Source organism: Amycolatopsis circi (assembly GCF_003385235.1).
Taxonomy (GTDB): domain Bacteria; phylum Actinomycetota; class Actinomycetes; order Mycobacteriales; family Pseudonocardiaceae; genus Amycolatopsis; species Amycolatopsis circi.
In genome coordinates, this window is the sequence record NZ_PQIA01000113.1 from 25791 (window position 1) to 32379 (window position 6589).

Below are 6589 nucleotides of genomic sequence, written 5' to 3' on the forward strand. Positions count from 1 at the left end.
GGTGTCGGCATGAATAGCAATGATTCGCTTGCAAGCTGCGCTCATGCCTGCGCTCCTTCCGCCATCGCCGCGACCGGGTTCTCAGCGGGGTAGTGGCAAGCGACGAGATGCCCGTTGCCCGCGGGTTCAGGAGCGACCTCGAAGCAGTGCCCGCGAGCGGCGGGACAGCGGCTCGCGAACCGGCAACCAGGCGGGAAGTCCGCCGGTGACGGCACGACGCCCTTGATCTGGGTGAGCGTCGCTTCGTTCTCCTCCAGCGACAGCACCGCGCTGAGCAGGCCGCGGGTGTAGTGGTGCTGCGGCGCGCCGACGACGGCCGCGGTCGCGCCGGTCTCGGCGACCTGCCCGCCGTACATCACGACAACCCGGTCGGCGATGTCGGATACCAGCGCGAGGTCGTGAGATACCAGCACCAGCGCGAAACCCAGCTCTTCTTGCAGCCGCAGCAAAAGCGCCATGATCTGGGCCTGCACGGTCACGTCGAGCGCCGTCGTCGGCTCGTCGGCCACGATCAGCTTCGGGCTTCGCGACAGTGCCATCGCGATCAGCACGCGCTGCCGTTGCCCGCCGGACAGCTCGTGCGGATACGCCCGAAGCGTCCGGCCCGGATCGAGGTTGACCAGTTCCAGCAGCTCTTCCGGCGTGCGAGTGCCGCCGCGCCGGGCGAATTGCTTGAGCTGCGCGCGGATCGTCATCGCCGGGTTCAGCGAGCTGAGCGCGTCCTGGTACACCATCGCCAGGTCGTGCCCGAGGTGCCGGCGGCGGACGCTCGGCTTCATGGTGAGCAGGTCGTCGCCCGCGAACCGGATCTCGCCGCTGAGCCGCGCGGCGTCCGGCTGCAGCCCCATGATCGACAGCGCGGTGAGCGACTTCCCGCAGCCCGATTCGCCGATCAACCCGAGCACCTCGCCGGAACGGACCGAAAAGGACACTCCGTCGACCACGTTCACGCCGTTGTGCCGGTCTGGGAACGAGATCGCGAGATTTTCCACCGCCAGCACGGTTTCCCGTCCGGACAGCTCTCGCGCCTTCGCCGCCAGCCGTTGCCCGGCTTCGCGCAGACCGCGCAGCGGCAGCACCGGCGCGGTGGCCTCCGGGGCCAGTTCGATCTGCTGCGCCGCTTCGGCCGCCTTCGCGGTGCGAGCCGACGGCGCGGCCCAAGCGTCGGAGATCCCCTCGGAGAGAATGTTCAACGCCAGCACGGTGAGCAGGATCAGCAGTCCGGGGAACAGCGTCGCCCACCAGCCGCCGGTCAGCACGAGGTCCTTGCCGTCCGCGAGTACCGAGCCCCACGACGGATCGGGCGGCTGGATCCCCGCGCCGATGAACGACAGCGACGCCTCGAACACGATCGCGTCCGCGACGGTCACCGTGCAGTACACGAGGATCGGCGCGGCGCAGTTGACCGCGACGTGCCGGGCGAGGATGAACAGCCGTTTCGCGCCGATCACCCGCTCGGCCGCGACGTAGTCCTCACCATATTGTGCGAGCACGTTCGCCCGCACCACTCGCGCCACCGGGGCCATGTTGAGGAAGCCGATGGCGAGGATCAGCACGAGAATGCCGCGGCCGAACACCGCCACCAGCACCGCGGCGAGCGCGATGCCCGGGAAGGCCATCAGGACGTCGAGTACCCGCATGACCAGGCCGTCGACCCGGCGGCCGGACGTCGCCGCGAACGACCCGACGACGATGCCCGCGACCAGCGCGAGCAGCGTCGCGCCGAGCCCGATCGCGAGCGACCAGCGGGTGCCCGCGACGAGCCGGGAGAAGATGTCGCGGCCGGACTGGTCGGTGCCGAACCAGTGCGCCGCGCTCGGCCCGCCGGTGTCGGTGCTGAGCACGTCCGGATTGTGCGTGGCCAGGACGGTGCCGAGGACCGCGACGAGCCCGAGCACGACGAGCACGGCCAGCGCGATCCAGGAGGACAGGGGAAGTCGCCGGAACCGGACGCCGGGCCGAGACAGCCGGGCGGTGAGATTCGGGCGGAGAACTGGGCGCATCACGAGCGGCTCCGCGGACGGGGATTGGCGGCGGGGCAGAGCAAGCCGACGAGGAGGTTCGGGCGCATCACGAGCGGCTCCGCAGGCGGGGGTTGGCGACGAGGTAGAGCACGTCGACGATGAGGTTCACGAGCACGAACCCGGCCGCGATGGTGATGACGAAGCCCTGCACCTTGGCGGTGTCGCCGTCCTGCACGGCCTGGATCATGTTCTGGCCCATGCCGGGCAGCGCGAACATCGTCTCGATCACCACCGCGCCGCCGAGCAGGTAGCCGACCCGCAGGCCGAGCACGGTCAGCGGGTTGACCAGGGCGTTGCGCAGCACGTTCCGCCCGACCACCACGACCGGCGGCAGCCCGCCGCCGCGCGCGGTGCGCACGTAGTCCTTGTCGAGTTCCTCGACCATCGACGTCCGGATCACCCGGGTCAGCTGCGCCGCGACCGGCGCGGACAGCGCGATCGCGGGCAGCGTCAGCGAGTTCAGCCAGCCGGAGAACGAATCCGCCGGGCTGACGTAGCCGCTGGTGGGGAACAGTCCCTTGCCCACGGCCAGCCATTGCACCAGCAGCAGCGCGATCCAGAACGCGGGCGCGGCGACGCCGGCGAGCGTCACGAAGCGGATCAGGTGGTCCGGCCAGCGGCCGCGGAACAACGCCGACGTCACGCCGAGCACGACCGAGACGACGAGCGCGAGCGCCAAGCCCAGCAGGGTCAGCTGCAGGGTGAGCGGGAGCGCGGTGGCGATGGTCTGGCCCACCGGCTCCTTGGTGATCACGCTCGTGCCGAAGTCGCCTTGCAGCAGATGCCACACGAAATGCACGTACTGCAGCGGCAACGGGTCGAGCAGGCCGTTCTGCTCACGGAACTGCTGGAGCTGATCGGCGGTGGCGTTGGCTCCGTTGAACGCGGCCATCGCCGGGTCGACCGGCGAGAACCGCATCACGATGAACACGAACAGGATCACGCCGAGCAACAGCGGGATCAGGGCGAGGATGCGACCGGCCAGCATCCGCACGACGACTGTCACTTCCGGGGCCTCCCGTCAGACCGGTTTGGCCTGGTTGAGGTAGATGCCCGGGTAGCCCTGGGCACGCACGCCGCTGATCGCCTTCGGGTCCCACGCGGTGCCCATCTGCGTGAAGACGATCGGGTAGATCACCGCCTGCTCGGAAATCTGGTCGAGCAATTGCTTGTACAGCCCGCCGCGTTTGGCCTCGTCGGTTTCCGCGGCAGCCTTGTCCTGCAACGCCAGCAACGCGTTGGTGTCGTCGCCGCTCCAGCGCGCGTACTTCGTCATGAGGACCGACTGCGCGTCGTAGTAGTAGCGGATCAGCAGGTCCGGGTCGTTGCCGAACTGCAGCGGGTTGTTCGTGGTGGCCACGACCTGGAAGTCGTCGCCGTTGTCCAGTTTGGAGAACAGCGCCTTGGTGTCCTGGGAGTCCAAAGTGGTCTGCACGCCGATCGCGTCCCAGCCCTCCTTGATCACCTTGACGCAGTCGAGGACCAGCGAAGTGTTCGTTGTGGACAGAGAGATCTTCAGACCGCTGACGCCCGCTTCGGCGAGCAGTTGCTTGGCTTTTCCCGGATTGAAATTGAAGTCCTGCGACGCGGGCTGCGAACCGGGCAGCTTCGGGTTGATGAAGGAGGTGCCCGCGGTGCCGGTGCCGCGCAGGCCGATTTCGATCATCTTCTTCTTGTCGATGGCGTAATGCAGCGCCTGGCGGACCCGCTTGTCGGCGAACGGCGTGTGCTTGGTGTTGAAGAGGAGGAACAGATTGTTGCCGCCGTCGGCGAATTCGACCGTGCGGCCCGCCTTGCGCAGCTGCTCGGCGTTGGCGGGCGGGATGTTCTCGGCGATCTGCGCGTCCGGCTTCGCTCCGGAGATCGCCGCGACCCGGGGCGCGGAATCCACAATGGACTTCCAGAGCATCTTGTCGTACGCGGCCGGGCGCGGGCCGTTGTAGTCGGCGAACTTCTCGAACGAGGTGTGCGACAGCGGAGCCTGTTCGGTGATCTTGTACGGCCCGGAGCCGACGACCTTGCCCGCCGCGGCGGCCTTCCAGTTGTTCTCGAACACGTGCTTGGGCACGATCTTGCAGATCTGGATCCGCTGCAGCGCGTACGGGAACGCGAACTTCAGATTGAACTCGACGGTCTTGGCGTCGACCTTGGTGACCGACTCCAGCCACTGCGAGAAGAAGCTGTGGATGAGCACGTTCTCTTTGGGATCGAGCGCGCGGGCGTAGGTGAACACGACGTCGTCGGCGGTCACCGGCTGTCCGTCGTGCCACTTCGCGCCGTCGCGCAATTCGAAGCGCAGCTTGGTGCTCTTGAGATCGGCCGGCAGCGCTTTGGCCAGGCCGGGGAAGGGTTCCCGGGTGACCGGGTCGCCCTCGACGAGCGACTCGTAGCTGTGCAGGATGGCCGCCATCGCGAACGCCGACGCGGTCTGCAGCGGGTCCCAGGTCTGGTTGTTGCCGTACCCGATCACCGCGGTGACGGAACCGGACGAATTGCCGGTTTTGTTGGTCGACGCGGGACCGCCGCACGCGGCGAGCGTCGACGAAACCGCTGCGGCAGCCCCGGCGAGGCCGGCGTAGCGCAGCAGTGCGCGCCGGTTGAACTGAGTCCCCATGGCGGTTCGGGACATGGCGTCTCCTGACTTGATGCGGTGTTCCACCCAGAAAGCATCGAGAAGTAGGACGTGGGACGTCCTATGACTTGCCGGAACCCTAAGTCCCGTTCCCGCCCCGGTCAAGAGGCTTGTTCCCACCCGCGCGGGTGCAGCGGGAGAAGCCGATCATGACGTAGGATGTCCTCCGATGGCGACGTGCCAGTGCAAGAAAGACATCCGGGAGACACGTGTGGCGCGCCCGCAACGCAGTGAAGAGATCACCAAGCAGATCATCGACCTGATCGTCGACCGGCAGCTGCCGACCGGCGCGCCGATGCCGACCGAGCTGAGCCTCGCCGAGGACATCGGGGTCAGCCGGAATTCGATCCGGGAGGCGGTCAAGGCGCTGCAGGCGCTCGGCATCGTCGAGGTCCGGCACGGCTACGGCACGTTCGTCGGCTCGGCCGGGTCGGAGGCGCTGCAGACGTGGCTGCTCTTCCGCACGCGCAGCCGCGGCAGCACGGACGCCGGGCGGCTGCGCGACCTGCTCGAGGTGCGCGAAATGATCGAAACGGAGCTGACCAGCCGGGTCGCGCGCGACCACCGGCCGGAGCTGATCGGCGAACTGCAGGCGTGCGTCGCGCGGATGCGCCGCAAGGGACCGGACGCGGCGGTAGCCGACCGCGAGTTCCACGACCTCATCTGCGCCGAAGCGGGTTTCGATCTGGCGCGCGAGCTGACCGGATTGTTCTGGGACGTCTACCGGGCCGCGGAGGGCGAAATGGGCGGTCCGGTGTCGTCGGCTCCGGCCACCGCGAAACGGCACCAGGCGATCGTGGACGCGCTCGTGAGCGGAGACGCGGAGGCGGCCGCGCACGCGGTGCACCGGCACTTCGACGAGGTGCGCAAGCGGGCGAAGGCCGGTCGCTACGGCGGCTTCGGCGAGGCACGGCCTGCGGTTTCCGGTTCGGCCGCCAGCTGATTGTGGTTAATCTGGACCGGTGACGACTCCGGAGATCGCTTTTCTGCCGCCGGCGGCTGCCGAGGACGCCGCACTGGTGACCCTGCTGGCGGAACTGGTGAACACCGTCTACGCCAAGGCTGAAGCCGGTTTGTGGGCTGGTTCGGCCGATCGGACTAACGCTTCGGAGATGGCCGGGCTGGTCCGCGCGGGCGAGATCGCGGTCGCCCGGCTGGCCGGGGACGTGGTGGGTTCGGTCCGGATCCAGCGGCTGGCCGAGGATCTGGGGGAGTTCGGTCTGCTCGCTGCCTCGCCGGAGGTGCGGGGCGCGGGGATCGGGCGGGAGCTGGTGCGGTTCGCGGAGGACTACTGCCGGGCTCAGGGGTGTGCGCGGATGCAGCTTGAGCTGTTGGTGCCGCGCGAGTGGACGCATCCGTCCAAGGAGTTTCTCGCGCAGTGGTACGGGCGGCTGGGGTATCGGGTGGTGGAGACCTCGACGATCGACGGGCCGCATCCGGAGCTGGCTCCGCTGCTGGCCACTCCGTGCGATTTTCTCATCTGGCACAAGGATCTCGGCTGATCTCGGCCGCGGATTTCCGTCCGGTTCTGTCCTGGTGTCAATTCTGACCAGATGGTAGAAATTGGCGAAAGCCCCTATATCTTTAGGAGTTGGCATGGGTGGACCTTCGGTGCAGCTGTACTCGGTGCGCGACGCGTTCGCGGCTGATCCGGACGGGACTTTGCGGCGGCTGGCTGCCATCGGGTTCCGGCGGGTGGAGCCGTATGGCGTGGTGGAGAACGTCGAGGCGCTCGGGGCTGGGCTGGCTGCGCATGGGTTGAGTGCGCCTACTGCGCATGCGGCGTTGGTCGGGAAGGATTTGGGGGCGGTGTTCGCTGCGGCCCGGGAGTTGGGGATCGGGGTGGTGATTGAGCCATTGGTTCCGGCTGCCCGGTGGGGGAGTTTGGCGGATATCTCTGATACTGCGTCTGCGCTTAATGCTGCGGCTGAGG

5 protein-coding genes and 1 pseudogene are annotated in these 6589 nt (G+C 68.0%); 3 read left to right on the plus strand and 3 right to left on the minus strand.

Annotated elements, in window-relative coordinates; genetic code table 11:
• Positions 1–41: 41 nt before the first annotated feature.
• The 3 genes from D0D37_RS34855 to D0D37_RS34865 form a co-directional block, all read right to left on the minus strand.
• Positions 42–2003: a dipeptide/oligopeptide/nickel ABC transporter permease/ATP-binding protein gene (locus tag D0D37_RS34855; protein WP_116204842.1), complete on the minus strand. Its 1962-nt coding sequence runs from the start codon at positions 2001–2003 to the stop codon at positions 42–44.
• Positions 2004–2070: 67 nt separating this feature from the next.
• Positions 2071–3030: an ABC transporter permease gene (locus D0D37_RS34860; RefSeq protein WP_116204843.1), complete on the minus strand. Its 960-nt coding sequence runs from the start codon at positions 3028–3030 to the stop codon at positions 2071–2073.
• A 15-nt stretch (positions 3031–3045) separates the two neighbouring features.
• Positions 3046–4653, minus strand: coding sequence for an ABC transporter substrate-binding protein (locus D0D37_RS34865; RefSeq protein WP_116204844.1), 1608 nt, complete (start codon positions 4651–4653; stop codon positions 3046–3048).
• Between the two features lie 214 nt (positions 4654–4867).
• Here D0D37_RS34865 and D0D37_RS34870 point away from each other — a divergent pair, with 214 nt between their 5' ends.
• The 3 genes and pseudogenes from D0D37_RS34870 to D0D37_RS34880 all read left to right on the plus strand — a co-directional run.
• On the plus strand, positions 4868–5599 hold the full coding sequence (locus D0D37_RS34870) for a FadR/GntR family transcriptional regulator (protein ID WP_043833627.1): 732 nt from the start codon (positions 4868–4870) through the stop codon (positions 5597–5599).
• Positions 5600–5618: 19 nt separating this feature from the next.
• Positions 5619–6158, plus strand: coding sequence for a GNAT family N-acetyltransferase (locus D0D37_RS34875; protein WP_116204845.1), 540 nt, complete (start codon positions 5619–5621; stop codon positions 6156–6158).
• Positions 6159–6252: 94 nt separating this feature from the next.
• A pseudogene (locus tag D0D37_RS34880) lies at positions 6253–6589 on the plus strand (sugar phosphate isomerase/epimerase family protein); the annotation flags it as partial.

Bases quoted from the DNA above. Each gene is read 5' to 3' on its own strand.
- D0D37_RS34855 (WP_116204842.1), bottom strand. From the start codon at position 2,003: ATGCGCCCAGTTCTCCGCCCGAATCTCACCGCCCGGCTGTCTCGGCCC.
- D0D37_RS34865 (WP_116204844.1), bottom strand. From the start codon at position 4,653: ATGTCCCGAACCGCCATGGGGACTCAGTTCAACCGGCGCGCACTGCTG.